General features: G+C 69.1%; 19 protein-coding genes and 2 tRNA genes. 13 read left to right on the top strand and 8 right to left on the bottom strand.

The annotated features are described in order from the left end of the window. Positions 1-20: 20 nt before the first annotated feature. A complete protein-coding gene (locus F9C11_RS00710; protein WP_409186780.1) occupies positions 21-1,322 on the bottom strand; it encodes an ABC1 kinase family protein in 1,302 nt (433 codons plus the stop codon). A gap of 103 nt (positions 1,323-1,425) precedes the next feature. Further along, positions 1,426-2,511, bottom strand: coding sequence for a ThiF family adenylyltransferase (locus F9C11_RS00705; RefSeq protein WP_409183022.1), 1,086 nt, complete (start codon positions 2,509-2,511; stop codon positions 1,426-1,428). 216 nt (positions 2,512-2,727) lie between these two features. On the opposite strand from F9C11_RS00705, the gene F9C11_RS00700 reads away from it, so the two are divergent. Then, entirely contained in the window at positions 2,728-3,237 is a 510-nt protein-coding gene (locus F9C11_RS00700) for a M48 family metallopeptidase (protein WP_409186779.1), read from the top strand. Positions 3,238-4,014: 777 nt separating this feature from the next. Here the strand turns inward: F9C11_RS00700 and F9C11_RS00695 are convergent. Beyond that, on the bottom strand, positions 4,015-5,439 hold the full coding sequence (locus F9C11_RS00695; protein WP_409183021.1) for a zinc-dependent metalloprotease: 1,425 nt from the start codon (positions 5,437-5,439) through the stop codon (positions 4,015-4,017). 191 nt (positions 5,440-5,630) lie between these two features. Between F9C11_RS00695 and F9C11_RS00690 the strand changes: the two genes are divergently transcribed. Then, complete coding sequence (locus F9C11_RS00690; protein WP_409186778.1) at positions 5,631-6,650, top strand: PDZ domain-containing protein; 1,020 nt, start codon at positions 5,631-5,633, stop codon at positions 6,648-6,650. A 66-nt stretch (positions 6,651-6,716) separates the two neighbouring features. Here the strand turns inward: F9C11_RS00690 and F9C11_RS00685 are convergent, their stop codons facing one another. Then, entirely contained in the window at positions 6,717-7,271 is a 555-nt protein-coding gene (locus F9C11_RS00685) for a PPA1309 family protein (RefSeq protein WP_409183020.1), read from the bottom strand. Positions 7,272-7,420: 149 nt separating this feature from the next. Here F9C11_RS00685 and F9C11_RS00680 point away from each other — a divergent pair, with 149 nt between their 5' ends. From F9C11_RS00680 to ftsX, 7 genes are all read left to right on the top strand, one after another. Continuing rightward, positions 7,421-10,408: a UPF0182 family protein gene (locus F9C11_RS00680; RefSeq protein WP_409183019.1), complete on the top strand. Its 2,988-nt coding sequence runs from the start codon at positions 7,421-7,423 to the stop codon at positions 10,406-10,408. A gap of 67 nt (positions 10,409-10,475) precedes the next feature. Next, positions 10,476-10,549, top strand: a tRNA-Met gene (locus F9C11_RS00675). Between the two features lie 551 nt (positions 10,550-11,100). Further along, positions 11,101-11,174: transfer RNA gene (locus F9C11_RS00670), tRNA-Met, on the top strand. A gap of 239 nt (positions 11,175-11,413) precedes the next feature. Further along, a complete protein-coding gene (locus tag F9C11_RS00665) occupies positions 11,414-11,914 on the top strand; it encodes a PadR family transcriptional regulator (RefSeq protein ID WP_116206874.1) in 501 nt (166 codons plus the stop codon). A 64-nt stretch (positions 11,915-11,978) separates the two neighbouring features. Further along, on the top strand, positions 11,979-13,082 hold the full coding sequence (prfB, locus tag F9C11_RS00660; RefSeq protein WP_409183018.1) for a peptide chain release factor 2: 1,104 nt from the start codon (positions 11,979-11,981) through the stop codon (positions 13,080-13,082). Between the two features lie 88 nt (positions 13,083-13,170). Next, positions 13,171-13,860, top strand: coding sequence for a cell division ATP-binding protein FtsE (gene ftsE, locus F9C11_RS00655; RefSeq protein WP_009073292.1), 690 nt, complete (start codon positions 13,171-13,173; stop codon positions 13,858-13,860). 45 nt (positions 13,861-13,905) lie between these two features. Beyond that, positions 13,906-14,799, top strand: coding sequence for a permease-like cell division protein FtsX (ftsX, locus tag F9C11_RS00650; RefSeq protein WP_009073294.1), 894 nt, complete (start codon positions 13,906-13,908; stop codon positions 14,797-14,799). Between the two features lie 59 nt (positions 14,800-14,858). Here the strand turns inward: ftsX and F9C11_RS00645 are convergent, their stop codons facing one another. After that, on the bottom strand, positions 14,859-15,308 hold the full coding sequence (locus F9C11_RS00645) for a MarR family winged helix-turn-helix transcriptional regulator (protein WP_409183017.1): 450 nt from the start codon (positions 15,306-15,308) through the stop codon (positions 14,859-14,861). A gap of 136 nt (positions 15,309-15,444) precedes the next feature. On the opposite strand from F9C11_RS00645, the gene F9C11_RS00640 reads away from it, so the two are divergent. Genes F9C11_RS00640 through F9C11_RS00625 form a run of 4 tightly spaced genes read left to right on the top strand, consistent with a single transcriptional unit; the run spans position 15,445 to position 19,176 of the window. Next, positions 15,445-16,914: an MFS transporter gene (locus F9C11_RS00640; protein ID WP_409183016.1), complete on the top strand. Its 1,470-nt coding sequence runs from the start codon at positions 15,445-15,447 to the stop codon at positions 16,912-16,914. Beyond that, positions 16,911-17,747 (top strand): oxidoreductase, encoded by an 837-nt coding sequence (locus F9C11_RS00635; RefSeq protein WP_409183015.1) that lies wholly within the window; start codon positions 16,911-16,913, stop codon positions 17,745-17,747. Before F9C11_RS00640 ends, F9C11_RS00635 begins: the two co-directional genes overlap by 4 nt. 53 nt (positions 17,748-17,800) lie before the next feature. Continuing rightward, complete coding sequence (smpB, locus tag F9C11_RS00630; protein WP_009073296.1) at positions 17,801-18,283, top strand: SsrA-binding protein SmpB; 483 nt, start codon at positions 17,801-17,803, stop codon at positions 18,281-18,283. After that, the gene (locus F9C11_RS00625; protein WP_409183014.1) at positions 18,280-19,176 is read left to right on the top strand and encodes an amidohydrolase family protein; all 897 of its coding nucleotides are present in this window, start codon (positions 18,280-18,282) and stop codon (positions 19,174-19,176) included. The genes smpB and F9C11_RS00625 overlap by 4 nt, the downstream gene beginning before the upstream one ends. On the opposite strand, the gene F9C11_RS00620 is transcribed toward F9C11_RS00625, so the two are convergent. The 3 genes from F9C11_RS00620 to F9C11_RS00610 all read right to left on the bottom strand — a co-directional run bounded on the left by F9C11_RS00620 (position 19,166) and on the right by F9C11_RS00610 (position 21,512). After that, entirely contained in the window at positions 19,166-20,461 is a 1,296-nt protein-coding gene (locus F9C11_RS00620) for an acyltransferase family protein (protein ID WP_409183013.1), read from the bottom strand. The two genes, F9C11_RS00625 and F9C11_RS00620, sit on opposite strands and share 11 nt — an antisense overlap. A gap of 102 nt (positions 20,462-20,563) precedes the next feature. Further along, positions 20,564-20,782, bottom strand: a complete 219-nt coding sequence (locus tag F9C11_RS00615) for a hypothetical protein (protein WP_009073301.1) — start codon at positions 20,780-20,782, stop codon at positions 20,564-20,566. Between the two features lie 88 nt (positions 20,783-20,870). Continuing rightward, positions 20,871-21,512 (bottom strand): response regulator transcription factor, encoded by a 642-nt coding sequence (locus F9C11_RS00610; RefSeq protein WP_009073303.1) that lies wholly within the window; start codon positions 21,510-21,512, stop codon positions 20,871-20,873. Between the last annotated feature and the right edge of the window lie 46 nt (positions 21,513-21,558).

Raw genomic sequence — 21,558 nt, 5'->3', positions numbered from 1 at the left:
CCACCCGGCTTGTGGATAACTCAGGCGGCGAACCCGGGCTGCCAGCGTTCCACGATGCCGCGAGCGGGGATCTCGGCGTCGAGCTGGCAGAGGATGCCCGTCGAGCCCGCGGTGACCCGGTGGATCATCAGGTACTCCGGCGGCAGGTTCAGCGAGCGGCCGACGTGGAAGTCGTTGCTGCGCGAGTCGCCGACGCGGCCCGCCTGCCGCTGCATCCAGCGGCGCGTGAAGTGGAACGTCGGCTCGGCCAGCGGCTCGGTGAACGGCGCGAGATAGGCCAGCACCTCGTCCGCTTCCAGCGACGAATCTGCCCGCACGAAACGGTTCTCGCGCAACAGCCGCATCAGTTCGGCGGAGTGTCCGTCGAGGGCGAGCCGGGTGATTTCGCCCAGGTGCCGCGGGATTCCGTGCGGCAGCTTCGCGACCCCGCCGAAGTCGATGACGCACAGCCTGCCGTCGCTGGTGAGCATGAAGTTGCCGGGGTGCGGGTCGGAGTGCAGCAAGTGTGCCCGCGCCGGCGACGAGTAGTGGAACTCAGCGAGCAGCCGTCCGGCGAGGTTGCGGGTGGCCGGGTCGCCGTCCGAGATGATCTTGGCCAGCGGAGTGCCGGTGGCCCACTCGCTGACCACCACCTTCGGCGCGCTCGCCACGACGCGCGGGATCAGGAATTCGGGGTCGCCCTCGAACGCCTTCGCGAACGCGCGCTGGTTGTCGGCCTCGGCGAGGTAGTCGAGTTCCTCGTCCATCCGCTCGGCCAGCTCGGTGAGCAGCGGCTTCACGTCGGTGCCGGGGATGAAAGCCTGGAACAGCCTGCTGAAGCGCTGCAACTGGCGCAGGTCGCTGCGCAGCGCCTCGTCCGCGCCCGGGTACTGGACCTTGACCGCTACCTCGCGCCCGTCGTGCCACGTCGCGCGGTGCACCTGGCCGATGCTCGCGGAGGCGGCCGGCTCGTCGTCGAAGTGCGCGAACCGGCCGACCCAGGACCGGCCGAGCTGCTCGGCGAGCACGCGGTGGGTCTGCCGGGCAGGCATCGGCGGCGCGGCCGACTGCAGCTTCGTGAGCGCCTCCCGGTACGGCTGCGCCATGTCGTCCGGCACCGCGGCCTCGAACACGCTCAGGGCCTGCCCGAACTTCATCGCGCCGCCCTTGAGCGTGCCCAGCACCTCGAACAGCTGCTCAGCGGCCTTGGCGGAGAGCGTCGCGCTCACCTGCTCAGCGCTCTGCCCCGCCAGTCGCTTGCCCCAGCCGCCCACCGCTCGTCCGGCGATGCCGAGAGGAAGGCTCGCCAGCTTCGCGGTTCGGGCCGCGCCGCGGCGCGGCATGGCGGAATCGCGGTCTCCGGTACGGTCGCGAAAGTCGGTCACTCTGCGATTCTGCCTTGGCGAGCACGAAGCCCGCAGCTTGCTGACGGCACCCAGGTGTGTGCTACGTCTCTTGCGGCACCTCCTCGGCAGCCTCCTCCGCCGGTGCGGGGCCTTCCTCGACGGGAACGGGCGCTCCGCAGCCGCAGTCCGGGTGCGGCTCCCAGACCCGGCGGTGCACCTTTCCGTCGAAGTTGTCGATCTCGAGCGTGGCGTTCCAAGCCGGGGGCGGGGTTTCGCTCGGCGAGAGCAGCCGCATCGCCTGCGCGACGGCGAGCGAGGCGCACGCGTGCACGGCGCCGAGGTCAGCCCGCGGGATCCGGCCTACCAGCTGCGTCGCGATCCTCGGCCACGACAGATCCGCGTCGGTCCGGTGCAGGTCGCAGCAGCGGAGGCAGGCGCTGCGGCCGGGCACCACGAGCGGACCGACGATGCCCGTGCCCTCGCACACCCGGACCGGCAGGTGCGAGGTGGCCGAGTCGACCAGTTCGGCCACTTCTTCCGGCGGCGGGACGAGCGTGTCGGTGAGCAGCACGAGGTCGGGGAGGCGGCGCTGGTTGCGGGCGGTGGTGACGTCGGGCGCCACTCGGGCGACGACGGTCCGGATCGCCCGTTGCCTTGGTTGGCCCAGCTCAGCGGGGGTGAACCCGGAACCGAGATCGGCTTCGGTGACCGTGCCGGACGCGCGGATGTCGAGGTGCCCGACCCCGGACGTCGCGAGCAGCGCGGCGACTGCCACGGCGATCCGTCCGCTCCCGTGGACCGCGATGAGGCTTTGCCAGCGCCGGTCCGTGAGAGCTGGCTGGTAGTGCCGGGCCCGCAGCGACCACAAGCCGGTCTCGACCCGTTTCATGTTCTTCTTCGCCGCTTCGGTGACCAGGCCGAGTGCGGTCAGCTGCTTCAGCAGCAGGTGGAACTGGTCCCGGTGTTCGCCTACAGCGAGCAGGACGGCGTCGAGCGCGCGGCGTCCGTCGAGCCTGCGCACGCTGTCGACAATCGCCGCGGGCAGGCCGCCGGCGATGACGCCGTGGCGGGGGTCGAGGCCGAACTGGATCTCGTCGCCGTCGCGTTCGAGCACGTGGAGGCCCGGAAGCAACGTCGGATACGCCGGGAGGAGCACGTCCGGCGGCGGGACACTGGACAAGGTCATGCGGTCAGCTTGGCAGCTCCGGAATGCCACTCGCGGGTGAGAAGCTGAGTTGTCCACAGGGAAATCTTGTTGTGGACAAGTCTGGGCTGTGACCTTTCGGCGCTCCAAGTTGTCGGTGCTGAGCCTTACCGTTGTCGGGTGGTCGAAGCACGGACGCCCTCGCTGAGGGGCAGGGGCGAAAACGCCCCGTCGGACACTTCTCAACACAAGGTCGAGGTGCGGCGCAGCCAGCGCAGGCACCGGACGGTCACCGCGTACTGGAATGACGACACCCTGGTCGTCCTGATCCCGGCACGGATGACGCGCAAGGAAGAGAAACACTGGGTCGCGGAGATGGAGCGCAGGCTGCTGCGCTCGGGAGGACGGAAGGCAGCGCCGCCCAAGGCGCCGGACGCGGCGTTGCTGGCGCGCTGCGCGATGCTCGGGGCGAAGTACCTGGACGGGAAGGCGCTGCCGGCCAGCGTGCGGTGGGTGCCGCCGATGCGGACGAGGTGGGCGTCGTGCACTCCGGTGGACGCGACGATCCGGGTCAGCGAGCGGCTTCAGCGGGTGCCGCAGTGGGTGCTGGATTACGTGCTGGTCCATGAGCTGGCGCACCTCCGGGAGCCGGGGCACGACGCGGCGTTCTGGGAGCTGGTGAACCGGTATCCGAAGACGGAACGGGCGATCGGGTATTTGGAGGGGCTTTCGGCGGCTGCTGGGTGGGGGATTTCGGTGGAGGACTGAGGCTGGGGCTGGGGGCTGGGTTGGGGAGGGGTGGCTGGGCAGGCGGGTGGGGATGGTTCGGGCAGGCAGGCGACGGCGGCTCCGGGCGTGCTGGGCGGCTCAGGGATGGGCAGGAGAGGGCTGCGCGGGGCGGGCGGCGGCTTCGCGGACGATCGGGGGGTTTGTGCGGACGGGAGCAGCTGGCTGGGGCTGGGCGCGTGTGCCGGAGGGATGGGTGGTGGTCGCGGCTGGGAGGGGCCCGGAAGGCGTCTGCGGTGGAGCCGTCGGGGACAGCTGGGGGAGGAGTTGTGGATAGCACCGCCGGATGGAGCCGTGAAAGGTAGCGGTGGGGAGTTGTTGTGGGGAGGAGGCCGTTGGAGTGAACGGCAGCGATGGGGAGGAGTTGCGGGGAGACGGCGGACGGATCGGCCCGTGGACGGCAGCGGTTGGGCGGGATTCGTGGACCGCGGTGGCTGGCTGGAGCGGTGAACGGCAGAGGCGATGGAGTGGACAGAGGCGGTGGGGTGGAGTCCCGGACGGCGGCGATGGGGGAAGCGGTGAGCGGCGGCTAGGTGGAGCCGTGAAGGCGGTGGCTGGGTGGAGCCAGGGAGCGGCAGCAGGGCGGAGTGGTGAACGGCTGCGGGGCGAAGCCGTGGAAGGCAGCTGCGGATCGACCGTGAAAGAGCTCTGAGGGGCTGGGCATGCTCGGCGGATGTTGGGCGTGCAAACGCCGCGCGGACCGTCTCAAGATGGTGAGACGGTCCGCGCGGTGGGTGTGGCCGGGTGGGAAGGCGGGGCTCAGGAAGGGGAGTTGCCTTCGTCCTTCTTTCCCTCGCCCTTCCCCTCGTCCGTGGGGGGCTCGGCACCGGAATTCTCGGTCCCGGAGTCGGCGTCCTTGGCCTCTCGGGCCTCGCGCTCGGCCTTCTCCGTGCGTTCCAGTTCCGCGATCGGGTCGAGGTCCGATTCGAGGCCTGGCTGTTCGGCCATCCGGTCGGCGAAGTCCAGGGGTTCGTCCAGGTCTTCGGCGGTCGGCATGAGGTCTGGGTGCGACCAGAGGCCGTCGCGTTTTTCGAGGCCGTGGCGGTCTCCGACGAGCTTCCACAGGGAAGACGCGGCGCGCATCCGGCGCGGGCGCAGTTCCAGGCCTACCAACGTCGCGAAGGTCTGTTCGGCTGGGCCGCCGGTCGCGCGGCGGCGGCGCAGCGTTTCGCGCAGGGCCTCGGCTCCCGGGAGGCGGTCGCCGATGGCCTCGGCCACCACCACGTCCACCCAGCCTTCCACCAGGGCCAGCAGGGTTTCCAGGCGCTTCAGCGCCGCCTGCTGTTCGGGCGTGGTCTGCGGTTCCAGCAGGCCGGACGACATCGCTTCCTCGATGCTCGCCGGGTTCGCCGGGTCGATGCTTCCGGCCAAAGACTCCAGCGCGGAGGTGTCGACAGTGATTCCGCGGGCGAACTCCTCGACCGTCGCCAGCAGGCGTTGCCGCAGCCACGGCACGTGCGCGAACAGTCGCTGGTGCGCGGCCTCGCGCGCGGCCAGGAACACCAGCACCTCGCTGGCGGGCAGCTCCAGGCCCTCGGTGAACTTCTCGATGTTCGCGGGCAGCAGCGCCGACGTCGTGGCCGGGCCCAGCGGCAGGCCCACCTCGGTCGACGTGAGCACTTCCTGCGCGAGCTGCGCCAGTGCGTTGCCGAGCTGGGAGCCGAACGCCATCCCGCCCATCTGGCCCATCATCGACAGCAGCGGGCCGGCCGCCTGCTTGGCCTCCTCGGGCAGCGCCTGCATCCACGCCCCGGACACCTGCTGCGCCACCGGGTCGCACAGCCGCTGCCAGGTCGGCAGCGTCTTCTCGACCCAGGTGCGCGCCGACCACGACACCGTCGAGGTCGCGCCCGCGGGGAGGATCGTCGCCGCGTCGAGCCACAGTTCCGCCAGGTGCGCGGCGTCGCGGACGGCGGTGGCGGAGTCGCCGCCGCTCTCGGACGCGAAGCCGATCTTGGCGTCGTCCCGCCCGCTCAGGTTCTGGAGTGCGATCTGCTTCGCCAGGTCGTAGTTGACCGGCCCGCTCGACGAGCCCGCCTGGCTCAGCATCTGGCCCAGCTGGCTCAGCATCTGCCCGAGCTGGTTGAACGCCTCGGCTCCGCCGGGCTGGCCCGGGTTCGAGGGGTCGTTGTCGCCTCGCTTGTCGGGATCGGGCGGTCCGAAGCCGAACGGGGGATTGCTCATAGCTCCACCGTACGCGGGTACGACCCGGCTCAGCGCGTCAACCGTGGCCTTCACCGGGAAGCGAACACAGTCACCGTACGCTGTCGCTCGTGACAAAACCGGACGAGGACACCGCGAACCAGTCCCGCCGCGCCGAGCCGTCGCGCGCGCCGGCCCGCAGCGACCGGCGGCTGACCCGCCGCGGATGGACGATGCTGGTCAGCGGCGTGCTGTTCCTGGTGTTCGTCGTGGCCGGGTTTCTGGTCCAGGTGCCGTATGTCGCGATCAGCCCCGGGCCCACCTACGACACCCTCGGCCGCGACGCCGCGGGCAACCCGGTGATCCAGGTCAAGGGGCAGCAGACCTACGGCACCAGCGGCGAACTGCGGATGACCACCGTCTCGCTCAACGACGGCATCAACCTCTTCACCGCGCTCGGCCTCTGGGCCAGCGGCCGCTACGCGCTCGCGCCGCGCGAGGAGTACTACAAGCCGGGCGAGACGAACGAGCAGGTCAAGCAGGAGAACATCCAGCAGCTGCAGAACTCGCAGAGCAACGCACAGGTCGCCGCGCTGCGCCACCTCGGCTACCCGGTGCAGGTCGTCGCGAAGCAGATCGTGTCCGGCAGCCCGGCCGACCACATCCTCGCCCCCGGCGACAAGCTCATCGCGGTCAACGGCAAGCAGGTGCGCGAGGCGGGCGAGGTCGCCGCCTCGATCGCCAACACCAAGCCGGGCGACACCGTCCAGGTCACCTTCCAGCACCTCGGCCAGCCGGAACGCACCGTGCCGGTCACACTCGCCCAGCGCGACGACCGCACCCAGGGCTTCCTCGGGCTGACCGCGGTCGACCGCGCGGTCGCGCCGTTCTCCGTCGACATCTCGCTGCAGGACGTCGGCGGCCCGTCGGCCGGGCTGATGTTCACCCTCGCGATCATCGACCGGCTCACCCCGCCCGGGAAGCCGGGCAGCGACCTCGCGGGCGGCCGGCACATCGCGGGCACCGGCGAGATCAGCGAAACCGGTCAGGTCGGGCCGATCGGCGGGATCTCGTTCAAGGTCGTCGGCGCGAAGGAAGCGGGCGCGACCGACTTCCTCGTCCCCGAGCACAACTGCGCCGAGGCCAAATCGGCCGCGCCGGAAGGGCTCAACCTGATCAAGGTGACCAACCTGGACGACGCGCTCAAGCAGCTGGACAACCTGAAGGCCGGTCGCCCGACGGCGCACTGCTGACCGACCCCACCAAAAACAGAAGGGCCCGTTGCGGAAGCACCGGGCCCTTCTGTTTTCGGAGCGAGATCAGGGCTGCAGGGTCGCCTTCAGCGCTTCCACCAGGTTCGGCGCGAGATCCGGGCTTTCCACCAGCTCGTCGACCGCGGTCTCGTCCTCGTCGCCCGGCTGGACGCCGCGCAACCGCATCACGCACGCCGCGTCGCCTTCGCGCAGGACGGCGGCCACCAGCCGGGCCTCGGTGCGGCGCGGGTGGTCCGCGGCGGCGCGGCGGAGGCTTTCGGCGTCCGCCTCGGCGATGCCTTCGAGTTCCGCCTCCGCGTCCGGGGGCAGCACGATGATCTCCTGCGCCAGCGCGCAGCCGACCACGATCTCCGGCCACGCGATCCGGCCGAGCGATTCGGCGAGGTCGCCGTCCGGCAGCGCCTCCTGGGCCACCGGCGTCAGCGGGTTCGCCCGGTCGAGCTGACCGGCCAGCTCGGGCTGCTCGTCCAGCAGCGCCGCGGTCGGCACCAGCGCGAACAACTGCGGCGGCTGATTCCAGCCCGCGGACGCGACGAACTCTTCGACTTCCCGGGCCAGCCCGGCGACAGGGTGGGCGGCAGACGGCTCACTCGGTGGCATGGCGACCATCGTGTCAGGCGTCCCCGCGACGCGCCGCGCGTGCCCGGTTTGGGCGGTCCCGGGAACTCGCGGCACCATCCGTAGAGTTAGAGGTCACGGGGGACACCGCTGTCCCCGGAGAACGTGTTCACGAAGACAGGAGCATTGCCGTGGCGACTCGGCCCCCGGTGAGCCTGAAGCTGTCCCGGCGCAGCCGGATCCTTCTCATCATCGCCGCGGTGATCGTGCTGGCCCTGCTGGCCGGCGTCCGGTTGCTCGACACCTACGTGGACTGGCTGTGGTTCGGCGAGCTGCAGGCGCGGTCGGTGTTCACCACGCAGGTGGTCACCCGCATCGTGCTCTTCTTCGCGGTGGGGCTGCTGGTCGGCGGGGCGCTGGCGGTCAGCCTGCTGATCGCCTACCGCACGCGTCCGGTGTTCGTGCCGGTGTCCGGCCGCGACGATCCGCTGTCGCGCTACCGCTCGGTGATCGTCAGCCGGATCCGGCTCTTCGGCATCGGCATCCCGGTGCTCACCGGCGTCATCTCGGGCGCCTCGGCGAGCGGGGACTGGCAGACGATCCAGCTGTTCCTGAACGGCACCTCGTTCGGGCAGAAAGACCCCGAGTTCGGCATCGACCTCGGCTTCTACGCCTTCTCGCTGCCGTTCGTGAACTGGCTGCTCGGCTGGCTGTTCGTCACCGTCGTCGTCTCGTTCTTCGGCGCGCTGATCGCGCACTACATCTTCGGCGGCATCCGGCTCGCCGGCCGCGGCGGCCAGCTGGCCGGCCCGACGCGCGCGCAGCTCGCCATCACGGTCGGGCTTTTCGTGCTGCTGAAGGCGGTCGAGTACTTCTTCGACCGGTACAACCTGCTGCTGTCCGACCGGAACATGCCGCTGTTCAACGGAGCCACCTACACCGACCTCAACGCGGTGCTCCCGGCGAAGCTGATCCTGCTGTGCATTTCGGTGATCTGCGCGATCGCCTTCTTCGCGGGCGCTTTCCTGCGGAATCTGCAGCTGCCGGCGATTTCTCTGGTCCTGCTGATCCTCTCCGGCGTCCTCGTCGGCGTCGCCTGGCCGGCGATTCTCGACCAGTTCTCGGTCAAGCCGAACGCCAACGAGAAGGAAGCGACGTCGATCCAGCGCAACATGGACGCGACGCGCGCGGCCTACGGCCTCACCAACGTCAAATACGAGCAGTACCCGGGCAAGACCGAAACCACCGCGGACGCGGTGAAAGCCGACACCGGCACGGTCTCCAACATCCGGCTGCTCGACCCGAACATCCTCAGCGACACCTTCACCCAGCGCGTCGGCCGCGAGAACTTCTACGGCTTCCCGTCCAAACTGGACATCGACCGGTACACCATCGGCGGCACCACGCAGGACTACATCGTGGCCGCCAAGGAAATGAAGACCGACGGGCTCACCGGCAACCAGAACAACTGGATCAACAAGCACATGGTCTACACGCACGGCAACGGCTTCGTGGCCGCGCCCGCGAACACGATCGACCGTGCGGTGAAGGATTCGAACTCCGACGGCGGCTACCCGATCGCGACCACGAGCGACACCAGCAACCCCACCGGCGCCGGCTCGGTCAACGGCCAGCCGGGGATCAAGGTCGACCAGCCGCGGATCTACTACGGCGAGCTGACCAACCAGTCCGACTACGCGATCGTCGGCGGCACCCCGGGCAAGGCCCCCGGCGAATACGACACCGACGCCCAGCGCGGCTACCTCTACCAGGGCAAGGGCGGCGTCTCGCTCGACAACTGGTTCAACCGGCTGATGTTCGCCGCCGAATACCGCGAACCGAAGATCCTCTTCTCCGACGCCATCGGCGACGGCTCGAAGATCATGTACAACCGCGAACCGCGCGACCGCGTCGCGAAGGTCGCCCCGTGGCTCACCCTCGACGGCGACCCGTACCCGGCGGTGGTCAACGGCCGCATCCAGTGGATCGTCGACGGCTACACCACGCTCGACAACTACCCGTACGCCCAGCAGACGCAGCTCGGCGAGGCCACCAACGACTCGCTCAACGGCGTCACCAAACAGGCGAACAACACGATCAACTACATCCGAAACTCGGTGAAGGCGACCGTCGACGCGTTCGACGGCACCGTGAACCTGTACTCGATCGACGACAACGAACCCGTCCTCAAGGCGTGGGAGAACGTCTTCCCCGGCATCGTGAAACCCAGCTCGGAGATTTCGCCGGAACTGCGTTCCCACTTCCGCTACCCCGAGGACCTGTTCAAGATCCAGCGCGAACTGCTCGCCCGCTACCACGTGGAGAGCCCGCAGGAGTTCTACGCGCAGCAGGCGTTCTGGAGCGTCCCGCAGGACCCGACCGAGGACGGCAGCTCCACCACGGCCGGAGCCAACGTCGCCAACCAGCCCGGCTACTACGTCCTCGCCAACGCGGCGGGCGAAGGCAGGCCGACGTTCCAGCTGACCAGCGCGCTCACCGGCCTGCAACGGCAATACCTCTCCGCCTGGATGTCCATCTCCTCCGACCCGCAGGACTACGGGACCATCCGCGTCCTGCGGCTGCCGCCGGCCAGCGGCGCCAACCAGGTCGACGGACCCGTCCAGGTGCAGAACCGGTTCCAGAGCGACCCCCGCGTCGCCCAAGACCGGACCCTGCTGAACAACCCCAACGTCATCCCCATCTACGGAAACCTGATCACGCTGCCGGTCGCCGACGGATTCCTCTACGTCGAACCCGTCTACATCCGCCAGCGCAACCAGCTGAGCTACCCGCAGCTCGCGCGCGTGCTCGTCTCCTACGGAGCCAAGATCGGCTTCGCGTCCACCCTCAACGAAGCACTCGACCAGGTCTTCGGCAAGGGCACCGGCGCGGCGGCCACCACCCCGAAGGAAGGCGAACCCGGCACCACCACGACCCCGCCGACCTCCAGCACCGCCCCGCCGCCGCCCAGCACCGGCGGCAGCAACCCGGCCATGGACAAAGCGGTCGCCGACATCCAAGCCGCGCTCGCCAAGCTCAAGGCGGCACAGCAGTCCGGCAACTTCGCCGACCAAGGCGCCGCGCTCCAAGCGCTCGACGCCGCCACCAAGGAATACAACTCCGCCAAACCCACGACGCCGCCCCCGTCCAACGGCCCCACCTCCCAGCCCGGCGGGTGACGTCGGTTACGTAATAGGCACCTGCTTTGCGCCTCCGGGAAACCAAGGCGTAAGGTAGGTCCTACGACGCGGGGTGGAGCAGCTCGGTAGCTCGCTGGGCTCATAACCCAGAGGTCGCAGGTTCAAATCCTGTCCCCGCTACAGAGATGGGAGACCCATCCTCGCCTACTGCGCGAGGGTGGGTCTCTTTCGTCATTGCCCTGGGGGTCGAACCCCCAGACCCCCGCCAGGGGGCAAGCCCCCTGGACCCCCTGAGTGGGTGCGTTGGGTGGGTGGGCTTCGGTTGGTCTTCTCTTGCGTTGGGTTGCCTTTGCTCGCGGAGCGAGCTTGGCCGGGTGGGGGCTTCTCGGTTTTGGGTGCGGTGGGGTGGGGGTGGGGCTGTGTCTTTCGGGGGGTTGGTTCTCTCGGGGCAAAGTCGCCTTGAGGGCAAAGGGTTGGGCTTGGGGTGGCAGGTTTAGACCTCTTCTTTTGTCTTGTGTAGAGGGTCGGGAAGTGTTGGGGGAGTTGGAATATTCCGGTGCCGGGGGGGGCGGGGCTGGGGGGGTGGGGTGTGGGGGCGTGGTGTTTTTGTCGGTGAGTGTGGGGTTTTCGTCGGGGGGTTGGGGGGCGGGCGGTGTTTTTGCTGGTTGGGGGCGTTTGTGGGGGTGGTGTTCGGGGGGATTTTCGGGGGTGTAGGGTTGTGTTTACAACGACGCGGGGTGGAGCAGCTCGGTAGCTCGCTGGGCTCATAACCCAGAGGTCGCAGGTTCAAATCCTGTCCCCGCTACTTGGAAACCAGTCGGGGCTCGTGCGGATGCACGGGCCCCGACTTTTTTGTGCGCCATTTGGCCGTCGCTCGGGTGGTGGTTGCGGCGCGGTGATCGTTTCGGCGGTGGTTGCGGAGCGTGGCAGAGTCTATTGTGGACATACCTGCGGACTGGGCTGTTAGAGGGGTTACCGCAGGCCACAATGGACTGATTCGTGACCACTGTGGACACAGCGGCGGATAAGTGGGACCGTAGAGGGGTGTCCGAATTGAATGCAACCGCCGCCGCTCTGCTCGGTCTGCTCCACGACGGCCCCGCCACCGGCGGGCAGCTCGTGTCGGGCGCCGACGAGCGCTTCGGCGCCTTCTTCAGTGTCACCCGCAGCCAGGTCTACCGCGAGCTCCCGGCGCTCTCGAAAGAGGGTCTCGTCCGGCTCGGCAAGCAAGGACCCCGTTCGAGCCAGCAGTACGTGCTCACCGCGGCGGGCAAGAAGGCCTTCAAGACGTGGCTCACGTCCGAGGCCGGACCCGACCACCTGCGCAGCCCGCTCATCCTGCGGCTCGTGCACGCCGGCTCCCTGACGGCCAAGCAGCGCACCGCGCTGCTCGACAGCGCCCGCACCACCTACCAGGCGCAGCTCGAAGAGGCCAAAAACGCCACCAAGACCGCCGACGGCCCCTACGCCAAAGCGGTCGCCGAGTTCGCCCAGGCGCAGGCCAAGGCCGCGCTGAAGCTGCTCGACTCGATCCCGCAGGCCTGAGCTCAGGCCCGGCCCCACGACCGGTTCGCGACCGGTCGTGGGTTTTGCCGTAACCTTGTCCGACGTGAGCGATGAGTTCGATGCGGCCCTGAAGGACCTGACCGGCAAGCTGACGCAGATCGAGTCGGTGATGGACCTCGAAGCGCTGCGCGCGCAGGTCGCCGAGCTCGAAGAGCAGGCGTCCAGCCCCACCCTCTGGGACAACGTGGAGGAAGCCCAGAAGGTCACCAGCCAGCTGTCCCACCGGCAGGCCGAGCTGCGCCGCGTCTCCGAACTGCGCCAGCGCCTCGACGACCTGGGCGTCCTCTACGAGCTCGCCGCCGACGAAGGCGACAGCGGCAGCATGACCGAGGCCGAAGGCGACCTCGCCGACCTCGCCAAGGACATCGACGCGCTCGAAGTCCGCACCCTGCTGTCCGGCGAATACGACGACCGCAACGCCGTCGTCAACATCCGCTCCGAAGCAGGCGGCGTCGACGCGGCCGACTTCGCCGAAATGCTGCTCCGGATGTACCTCCGCTGGGCGGAACGCCACGGCTACCCCACCGACGTCTTCGACATCTCCTACGCCGAAGAAGCGGGCATCAAATCCGCCACCTTCAAGGTGACCGCCCCGTACGTCTACGGCACCCTCTCGGTCGAACAGGGCACCCACCGCCTCGTGCGGATCTCGCCGTTCGACAACCAGAGCCGCCGGCAGACGTCCTTCGCGCACGTCGAGGTCCTGCCCGAGGTCGAGGAAGTCGACCACGTCGACATCCCGGAAAAGGACATCCGCGTCGACGTGTACCGCTCGTCCGGCCCCGGCGGGCAGAGCGTCAACACGACCGACTCCGCGGTCCGCCTCACCCACCTCCCGACCGGCATCGTCGTCTCGTGCCAGAACGAGAAATCGCAGCTGCAGAACAAGGCCGCCGCGATGAAGGTCCTCCAGGCGCGCCTGCTGCAGCGCAAAAAAGAGGAGGAACGGGCCGAAATGGACGCGCTCAAGGACGGCGGCTCCAGCTGGGGCAACCAGATGCGCTCCTACGTGCTGCACCCGTACCAGATGGTGAAGGACCTGCGCACCGAATTCGAGGTCGGCAACCCCAGCGCGGTGCTCGACGGCGACATCGACGGCTTCCTCGAGGCCGGGATCCGCTGGCGCAAGCAGGCGAACGCGGCCTGACCGCCCGAGCAGCGCCGGAACGAGGCGCGGGTCACCCAAGGCACCGGCAACCCGGGCTTAACGGGGCCCATGGGTAGTATGCCGAACCGTGATCCGGCTCGAAGAGGTTTCCAAGGTCTACAAGACCTCGACCCGTCCCGCCCTCGAACGGGTGTCGGTCGAGATCGACAAGGGTGAGTTCGTCTTCCTCATCGGCCCGTCCGGCTCCGGGAAGTCGACCTTCCTGCGGCTGCTGCTGCGGGAGGAAGTGCCCTCCAAGGGGCGGGTCATGGTGTCGAACTTCGACGTCGCCAAGCTCGCCCGGCGCAGGGTCCCCCGGCTGCGCCAGACCATCGGCTGCGTGTTCCAGGACTTCCGGCTGCTGGCCAACAAAACCGTCGCGGAAAACGTCGCGTTCGCCCTCGAGGTCATCGGGAAACCGCGGCCCACGATCCGCAAGGTCGTGCCCGAGGTGCTCGAACTCGTCGGCCTCGACGGCAAAGCCGACCGGCTGCCCAACGAGCTCTCCGGCGGCGAGCAGCAGCGCGTCGCGATCGCCCGCGCGTTCGTGAACCGCCCGCTCGTCCTGCTCGCCGACGAGCCCACCGGGAACCTCGACCCGGACACCAGCCAGGACATCATGCTGCTGCTGGAGCGGATCAACCGCACCGGCACCACCGTGCTGATGGCCACGCACGACCATTCCATCGTGGACTCGATGCGGCGGCGGGTCGTCGAGCTGCAGCTCGGTCGCGTGATCCGCGACGACGCCCGCGGCGTCTACGGCATCGGCCGCTGACGCACCCCGCCCTTTTCCGCCCCGACCCAAGGAATTACGAGAGCGATGCGTGCCAGTTTCGTCTTCAGCGAGGTCGTCACCGGTTTGCGCCGGAACGTCACGATGACCATCGCGATGATCCTCACCACCGCGGTCTCGCTCGCCATGCTCGGCGGCGGTCTGCTCGCCGTGCGCACGATCGACAAGATGAAGGCGAACTTCCTCGCCGAAGTCGAGGTTTCGGTCGCGCTGGTCGACGACGTGAGCGCGAACGACAAGAACTGCACGCAGGCCCTCTGCAACGGGCTCCGCCAGTCGCTGCAGAACAACCCCGGCGTCGAATCGGTCGTCTACGAGAACCGCGACCAGGCCTACGACCGCTTCAAGAAGATCTTCGCGAGCCAGCCCGAACTGCTCGAGCTGACCGGCCCGGAGGCGCTGCCCGCGTCGCTGCAGGTGAAGCTGAAGGACCCGGACCGGTCCGACGCGATCATCAAGCAGTACACCGGCCAGCCCGGCGTCAAGAAGGTCGACGACCAGAAGAAATTCCTCGACCGCGTGTTCAACGTCTTCAACGGCGTCCGGAACATCGCGTTCGTGATGGCGCTCATCATGGCCGTCGCCGCACTCCTGCTGATCGCGAACACCATTCAGGTTTCGGCGTTCACGAGGCGGACGGAAGTCGGCATCATGCGCCTGGTGGGCGCGACGCGCTGGTATACCCAGCTGCCGTTCCTCTTGGAGGCGGTGGTCGCCGGCACGGTCGGCGCCGTGCTCGGGGTGGTGTTCCTGCTTCTGACGAAGCTGTCCTTCCTCGACACGGTCTTCACCGGCGAAGTGTTCCCGCAGATCACCACCCTTGAGGTGCTGTTCCCGGTCGCGCCGATCCTGCTGGCGGTGTCGATCGTGATCTCGGCGATCACCGGCTACGTCACGCTGCGGCTGTACGTGCGCCACTAGCCGCTCTTCTTCGCACCCGAACCGCCCGGCGAACGTTTTCGCCGGGCGGTTCGCGCGTTTCAGCCGCCTTCGCCCAGCACCTTGACCGCGCGCGCCAGGAGCGCGCGCAGCAGCTGCTCCTCTTCCGGCTCGAACTCCGCGGACAACCGCGCCTCCACGGCGAGCGCGGCTTCGTTGGCCTTGCGGAAGACCGCGTGCCCGGACCGCGTCAAGCGCGCGATGAGCACCTGCGCGTGCACCTCCGACGGGGTGCGCTCGACCAGGTTCTTCGACTCCAAAGTGGACAGCAGGGACGTCATGCTCTGCGGGGTCACGCAGCACACCCGGGCCAGCTGCGCCCCGGACAGCGGCGCGACCGACAACGCGTGCATCGCCGCGTACTGCGGAACCGACAGCCCGAACGGCTTGAGGACGCGGCCTTTCTCCGCCATCAGGGCCACCTCGGCGCGCTTGAGGTGATTGCCGAGTCGCGGGTCCAGCTTCTCCGCGATCCGCTCTTCGACGCCCATTGCGACCTCCTAGCCCGCCTCCAAGCTATCAGCCTTCGAACACTCCCTCGGCCCCTGCGACTTGACATCAGCGTGCGAATGCTGCTTCGATCGCTGTTGTCTATCAGGCTTCGAATGGTTTAGGTGGGGGATCTTCATGGGGGTCATCGCCGCGCCGCGGCGGGTCGAGCCGGGCCTCACGTTGTTCGCGGTATGCGCGGCGATCGTGCTGGTCCCGGTCACGGCGACCGGTGCTTCGCTCGCGCTGCCCGACATCAGCGGCAGCCTCGCCACCAGCCTCTCGTCCGCGCAGTGGGTGGTGAACGCGTTCTTCCTGACCTTCGCCAGCTTCATGGCGATCACCGGTTCGCTGGCCGATCTGACCGGACGGCGGCGGATGTTCGCCGCCGGCATCGGGCTGTTCTGCGCCGCGATGCTGGCGGCCGCGTGCGCGCCGGCGATCGGGGTGCTGATCGCCGCCAGGGCGCTCGCCGGGATCGGCGCGGCCTGCGTGATCACCGGCGGCAGCGCACTGCTCGCGCACGCTTTCGAGGGCGCCGCGCGCACGCGGGCGTTCGGCGTGTTCGGCACGGCGATCGGGCTCGGCCTGGCGTTCGGGCCGCTGGCCGCCGGGGTATTGGTGACGTCGCTGGGCGGCTGGCGGATGTTCTTCGGCATCGCCGCGGTGGTTGTGCTGCCGTTGCTGGGGGTGGTGCCGAAGCTCGCCGAATCGAAGGACGCGCATCCGGCCGGTCCGGACTGGCCGGGTGCGCTCGCCTTCACCCTCGGGCTGTCGCTGTTCGTGCTCGCGCTGGTCGAGGGTCCGGAACTCGGCTGGGACAGCCCGCTGGTGCTGGCCTCCTTCGCCGGGTTCGCGGTCCTGCTGGCCGGGTTCGTGGCGATCGAACGCCGCGCGGAACACCCGATGATCGACGTGTCGTTGTTCGCTCAGCCGCGGTTCCTGGCGATCTGCGCGATGCCGGTGCTGCTGGGATTCGGTTTCGTGGCGCTGCTCATCGTGCTGCCCGCGTATTTCATGGCGGTGGACGGCGTGAGCGCGCTCGCCGCCGGGCTCCTGCTGATGCTGCTCACCGGGCCGACGCTGGTCGTGCCGGTGGTGGTCGGTTCGATCGCGCACCGGGTGTCGCAACGGCTGCTGCTGGTGACGACTCTGGTGCTCGTCGCGGTCGGGGCGGCCTGGCTGACGGTGGTGCACCCGGGTGCGGAAACCGGGGAGATCGCCGGGCCGCTGCTGTGCGTCGGGGCCGGGTTCGGCGTTTCGCTGGCGATTCTCGACGGCGCTGCGGTGTCGTCGGTGGAACCGGCTCGGGCCGGGATGGCGGCGGGGGTGTTCAACACGATGCGGCTGGGCGGGGAATCCGTCTCGATCGCCGTCCTGGGCTCGCTGCTCGCCGCGGTGACCCAGTCCCGGCTCGGGTCCGGATTGGGGCCGGAGCGGGCGGGCGCGATCACCGCGAAGCTGCTGCAAGGGGAAATGACCGGCGGTGCACCGGCGGCTGCTGCGTACACGAGCGCACTGCACGTCGGGCTTTGGACCATCGCCGCAATATCGACGCTCGGCGCGATCGCGGTCGGGCTGCTTACCAAGGAAGGGGAAATGGCATGAGTGCACGGGTTTGGCTGATCACGGGGGCTTCGTCGGGATTCGGCCGGGAGCTGGCGGTCGCCGCGCTGGCGGCGGGGGACACCGTCGCCGCGGCGGTGCGGCGTCCGGAATCGGTCGCTGACCTGGTCGCGAGTGCGCCGGACCGGATCTCGGCGGTGCGGCTCGACATGACCGACGAGGCGCGGATCGAGCCGGCGGTGGCCGAGGTGCTCGACCGGTACGGCCGGATCGACGTGCTGGTCAACAACGCGGGCCGGGGACTCATCGGAGCGGCCGAGGAAGTCACCGCCGCCGAGCTGCGGGCCCTGATGGACCTCAACTTCTTCGGCCCGGTCGCGCTGACCAAGGCCGTGCTGCCGCACCTGCGGGAGCGGGGCAGCGGCGCGATCGTGCAGATGAGCAGCCAGGCCGGGCGGTTCGCGTTCGGCGGCGTCAGCGCGTACGCCTCGACCAAGTTCGCGCTCGAAGGCTGGTCGGAGGCGCTGGCGGAGGAACTCGAGCCGTGGGGGGTCCACGTGCTGATCGTCGAGCCGGGCGCCTTCCGCACGGCGTTCAACGAGCCGGGAGTGCTGCTGTTCACGCAGGAGGGCGGGGCGTACCGCGAGCAGCTCGGGCCGATTCGCACCCACCTGGCCGAGGTGGCCGGCCGGCAGCCGGGCGACCCGGTCAAGGCCGCCGAGGCGATCCTCGCCGCGCTGGCCGCCGAACGTCCTCCGCTGCGGCTCGCGCTGGGCACGGACGCGGCGGACAACGTCGCGGCCAGCTACGAGCGCGGGCAGGCGGAGCTGGCGGCGTGGGAAAAGGTCGCCAGGAGCACTGACTTCGCTGGGTGACCGGCCGTAAACCGGCGTGCTTGATCACCTGTGCGGCACGTAAACTGGCCGGTATGCCCAAGGAACGTGGACAGAAGGTCATCGCGTCGAACCGCAAGGCTCGGCACGACTACTCCATCCTGGACACCTATGAGGCCGGGATGGTGCTGCAGGGCACGGAGGTCAAAAGCCTCCGGGCCGGCAAGGCCTCCCTGGTGGACGCGTTCGCGACGGTGGACGACGGCGAGGTGTGGCTGCGCAACGTCCACATCCCGGAGTACACCCAGGGCACCTGGACCAACCACATGCCGCGGCGCACCCGGAAGCTGCTGCTGCACCGGCGCGAGATCGAACGGCTCATCGGCAAGACCAAGGAAAGCGGTCTTTCGCTGGTGCCGCTGTCGATGTACTTCAAGGACGGCAAGGTCAAGGTCGAGATCGCGCTGGCCAAGGGCAAGAAGGCCTACGACAAGCGGCAGACGCTGGCCAAACGCGACGCGCAGAAGGACATCAGCCGCGCGATGGGGCGGGCGCTGAAGGGCCGGTTCACGGAGTGAGCGCCGGCCCGGCCGCCGATGCCGACGTCCCGGGCTGGATCGCCGGGCTCGGCCTCGACGGGATCGTCGACCTGCACGTCCACTTCCTGCCGAAGTCCGTGCTGGACAAGGTGTGGGCCTATTTCGACCGCGCCGAGCAGCACTACGGCACGCCGTGGCCGATCCACTACCGCACGCCGGAGGCGGAGCGGATCGAAACGCTGCGCGCGCTGGGCGTGAAAACGTTCGCGCCGCTGGTGTATCCGCACAAGCCGGGCATGGCGGAGTGGCTCACGTCGTGGGTGCTGGAGTTCGCCGAGCAGGTTCCGGAAGCCGTGCCCACCGGCACGTTCTATCCGGAGCCTGCTGCGGCGTCCTCAGTGGACAGTGCGTTGCGCGCGGGAGCCCGGTGTTTCAAGGCACATGTGCAGGTCGGAGCGTACGACCCGCGGGACGAGCTGCTCGACCCGGTGTGGGGCTCGCTGTCCGACGCGGGCGTGCCGGTGGTGATCCACTGTGGACACGGGCCGTTGCGCGGCGATTTCACCGGGCTCGAGGTGTTCGAGGAAGTCCTGCAGCGGCATCCGCGGCTCACCGCCGTCCTCGCGCACGCCGCGATGCCCCAGTTCACCACCGCGTTCGAGCTGATGGCCCGCTATCCGCGAGTGCATCTCGACACCACCATGGTCGGCGTGCCGTTCGCGGAGGCGATGTCGCCGCTGCCACCGGACTGGACGGCCCGGCTGGCGGAGGTCGCCGACCGCGTGGTGCTCGGCACCGACTTCCCGAACATCCCGTACTCCTACGCCACGCAGCTGCGGGCGATCGCCGGCTGGGCGGCCGACGATCGCCTTGGCGAGCCGTTCCTGCGAGCGGTGCTGCACGACACCCCCGCGAAGCTGCTCAGCGTTTGACCGGCACGAGGGCCCGGCTCAGCGCCACTTGCCGTCCAGCCAGCGCGTACCCGGCCGCGACCAGCGCGACCCAGGGCAGCGGACCGGTCAGCAGATGGTCGCTCAGCGGGGCGAACCCGTGCGCGGCCAGGCCGAGGAGACCGCCGGAGGCGAGCAGGCCGGCCAGCACCAGCTGCGGCGTCCGAGCGGTCACGACCAGGCCGTCCGGCTGCGTTTCGAAGCGCTCGAACAGCCGCAGCAGGCCCAGCAGCACCGCGCCGCACACGGCGAGCCAGGCGGGCGCCATCAGGAACCACATCGACGAACCCGGGGCCGGCGTCGAGTAGCCGAGGCCGAGGACGGTCACGCCGGAAACCACGACCAGCGCTGGCATGTGCCAGAGATAGACCGACATGAACCGCGGGCTGAGCCAGCTGAGCGCGGCGGTGACGCGGGGGAGCGAGACGAGCTTGTCGCGGAAGGCCAGCAGGAATCCGATCTGACCGAGCGCGAGGAACAGCAGCAGGACGGTCGGCGGGCTCATGTTGGACACCGGCGCGCCCGGCATGCCGATCATGCTCGCCGGGTACGGGCCGAACGCGACCAGCAGGGCCGTCACCCCAAAACCTGCTGCGGACACGGCGAGCGCGGCCCGGCGGCCGAGCGAGCCTAGGCGGCCTTCGACGTAGTGGAAACCGAGCTGGTGCACCGCGACCCAGACGATGACGGCGTTGGCGTAACCGATCAGGCCGAGGTCGGAAAACCTTGCTACGTCAACGAGAACGCCCAATCCAGCGAGCACCGCTGGCACTGCGAGACCCCAGCGCCGATGTGCGGCGACCATCAGCGGCGTGAGCAGCACGGTGAGCAGGTAGACCGAGAGGAACCAGAGCAGCTGCGCGGCGATCGCGCTGGCCACCTGGACCGGTTGCGGCGGAACTCCCATGCCCTGCAACAGATCCGGCACGACGAGCCACACCGCCATCAGCGGCAGAACGGGAACGAGCAGCCGCCGCACGCGTCCGGCGAACCAGGCGCGGGTGGGTTCCGCGCGGCGCAAGGAAATCAGGTTTGCCGCGCCACCAGCGAAAAAGACCAATGGCATGACCTGCGAAGCCCACGTGATGATCCACCAGCCAGGTGTCGCGAGGGCGTTGCCGGTGGCGAGCGTGTTGCCGGAGAAGGAAAGCACCGGCATCGTCCAGTGCTGCGCGACCACCGCGAGGATCGCCCCGGCACGCACTACGTCGAGAAATGTGTCCCGGGTCGCCCTGGTGCCGCGGGTCTGCAGCTGGCTCGTCGTCATGCTGACGAGCTTGTCGGTTTCCGGGCTGCTAAACAGCGGTGCAGACCACCGAAAACGGGGTCGGGTCAGCAGGAGGCGAAAGGTGGGGTTCGCCCTACTCGGCTAGGAGAGGGTGTCCGGCTCCGGTTCGGACTCGTGCGCCTGCACCCGGTAGGCCCAGCCGTTCTCGGTGAGGCCGAGTTCGTACCGCGTCTCGATTTTCGGGCCGCCGTGCAAGTGGATGTGGCGCACGACGGTGCCCGGAACCGGTTCCTCGTCGGCGAGTTCCTGCACCCGGCCGTCGAGCGGGCCGCCGAAGAAGCGGACGCTGCGGTCGGACATCGGATTCTCCTCGCTCGGTTCGGGCGGCATCAGTCCATGGTAGGCGAGGAACCCGGCGCGGGGCTGCCGTCAGTTCGAGTGAGGGGGGTTACCGGCCGAGGTAGGTCAAGACCGCGCGAACCCGGCGATGTTCTTCGGAACTGGCCTCGAGACCGAGCTTCGAGAAGATGTTGCCGATGTGCTTTTCGACCGCGCCGTGCGACACGACCAGCGAGTTCGCGATGGCGTTGTTGGACAGTCCCTGCGCCATCAGGCCGAGTACTTCGGACTCGCGCGCGGTGAGCGAATCCAGCGGGTTGCGGCGGCCGCGGGCCATCAGCTGGGCGATGACGTCCGGGTCGATGGCGGTGCCGCCGTCCGCGACGCGCCGGACCGCGTCCAGGAACTCGTCCACGTCGGCGACGCGCTCTTTCAGCAGGTAGCCGACGCCGCCGGCGCCGCCGGACAGCAGCTCGACGGCGTAGCTTTCCTCGACGTACTGCGAGAGCACGAGCACCGGCAGGCCGGCGATCTCCTTGCGCGCCGCCAGCGCCGCGCGCAAGCCCTCGTCGGTGAACGTCGGCGGCATCCGGACGTCGACGATCGCCAGGTCAGGACGGTGTTCGGTGATCGCGCCGAGCAGGTCGTCGCCGTTGTCGACCGCGGCGACGGTCTCGATGCCCTCGTCGGCGAGCAACCGGGTGACCCCGGCCCGAAGCAGCACGGCGTCTTCGGCGATCACTACCCGCATCAAGGCCCCCAGGTCCGTGAGTGAAAAGCTCCCGGAGGCTATTCAC

The sequence above is a fragment of the Amycolatopsis sp. VS8301801F10 genome (genome assembly GCF_046195355.1).
Taxonomy (GTDB): domain Bacteria; phylum Actinomycetota; class Actinomycetes; order Mycobacteriales; family Pseudonocardiaceae; genus Amycolatopsis.
This window is presented reverse-complemented; position numbering and strand designations above follow the sequence as displayed.

What these genes read in the sequence shown, in the direction of transcription:
- F9C11_RS00710 (WP_409186780.1), bottom strand. Translation starts at nt 1,322, where the DNA reads ATGCCGCGCCGCGGCGCGGCCCGAACCGCGAAGCTGGCGAGCCTTCCT.
- F9C11_RS00705 (WP_409183022.1), bottom strand. Translation starts at nt 2,511, where the DNA reads ATGACCTTGTCCAGTGTCCCGCCGCCGGACGTGCTCCTCCCGGCGTAT.
- F9C11_RS00695 (WP_409183021.1), bottom strand. Translation starts at nt 5,439, where the DNA reads ATGAGCAATCCCCCGTTCGGCTTCGGACCGCCCGATCCCGACAAGCGA.
- F9C11_RS00690 (WP_409186778.1), top strand. Translation starts at nt 5,631, where the DNA reads ATGCTGGTCAGCGGCGTGCTGTTCCTGGTGTTCGTCGTGGCCGGGTTT.
- F9C11_RS00685 (WP_409183020.1), bottom strand. Translation starts at nt 7,271, where the DNA reads ATGCCACCGAGTGAGCCGTCTGCCGCCCACCCTGTCGCCGGGCTGGCC.
- ftsX (WP_009073294.1), top strand. Translation starts at nt 13,906, where the DNA reads ATGCGTGCCAGTTTCGTCTTCAGCGAGGTCGTCACCGGTTTGCGCCGG.
- F9C11_RS00645 (WP_409183017.1), bottom strand. Translation starts at nt 15,308, where the DNA reads ATGGGCGTCGAAGAGCGGATCGCGGAGAAGCTGGACCCGCGACTCGGC.
- F9C11_RS00640 (WP_409183016.1), top strand. Translation starts at nt 15,445, where the DNA reads ATGGGGGTCATCGCCGCGCCGCGGCGGGTCGAGCCGGGCCTCACGTTG.
- F9C11_RS00635 (WP_409183015.1), top strand. Translation starts at nt 16,911, where the DNA reads ATGAGTGCACGGGTTTGGCTGATCACGGGGGCTTCGTCGGGATTCGGC.
- smpB (WP_009073296.1), top strand. Translation starts at nt 17,801, where the DNA reads ATGCCCAAGGAACGTGGACAGAAGGTCATCGCGTCGAACCGCAAGGCT.
- F9C11_RS00620 (WP_409183013.1), bottom strand. Translation starts at nt 20,461, where the DNA reads ATGACGACGAGCCAGCTGCAGACCCGCGGCACCAGGGCGACCCGGGAC.
- F9C11_RS00615 (WP_009073301.1), bottom strand. Translation starts at nt 20,782, where the DNA reads ATGTCCGACCGCAGCGTCCGCTTCTTCGGCGGCCCGCTCGACGGCCGG.
- F9C11_RS00610 (WP_009073303.1), bottom strand. Translation starts at nt 21,512, where the DNA reads ATGCGGGTAGTGATCGCCGAAGACGCCGTGCTGCTTCGGGCCGGGGTC.